Source organism: Herbaspirillum chlorophenolicum (assembly GCF_001189955.1).
In the GTDB taxonomy this organism is placed as follows: Bacteria; Pseudomonadota; Gammaproteobacteria; order Burkholderiales; family Burkholderiaceae_D; genus Herbaspirillum; species Herbaspirillum chlorophenolicum.
The window spans coordinates 1-606 of record NZ_LFLT01000164.1; the positions used below are offsets into that span (position 1 = coordinate 1).

Annotated in this window: 1 protein-coding gene; it reads right to left on the reverse strand. The window is 58.3% G+C overall.

Going from position 1 to position 606, the window contains the following annotated elements; translation table 11 throughout:
- Window positions 1–74: 74 nt before the first annotated feature.
- Window positions 75–606: winged helix-turn-helix domain-containing protein (locus AKL28_RS23710; RefSeq protein WP_050470718.1), on the reverse strand; the 532-nt coding region annotated here is incomplete at its 5' end.

Consider the following 606-nt stretch of genomic DNA (forward strand, 5'->3'; position numbering starts at 1 on the left):
AAGCCCCACCAGCACAACCGTAGATGCCAGGGCAAACAGCGCAGTGAGGCGAACGGTCAGGGACCGTTGGCGAATCACGCGGCGCTCCCGGGCGTGTCAGCATCATCCAGAATGTATCCCACTCCACGTACTGTCAAAATCAGCTTGTGCTCGAAACCGTCATCTACCTTGGCTCGCAGGCGTCGGATGGCCACATCGATGACGTTGGAGTCACTATTGAAATTGATGTCCCAGATCTGGGATGCGATCAGTGAACGAGGCAGCACCTCACCACGGCGCCGTGCCAAGAATTCCAGTAACGCGAACTCCTTGCTCGTGAGTACCAACTTTCGGCCACCTCTGCTGGCGGAGCGTCGCGGGAGATCGAGCACCAGGTCAGCGACCGTCAAACGATCTTGCAGCACCACGTTGCTACCCCGGCGCAGCAAGGTGCGTACCCTGGCAAGCAGCTCAGAGAAGGCAAATGGTTTGACGAGATAGTCGTCTGCGCCCATTTCTAGGCCCTTGACTCTGTCGGAGACACTATCCCGCGCCGTCAGGAACAAGACCGGCACAGTCTTTTTGGCGTCACGAAGCGACTGGACGATACGCCAGCCATCCACATCG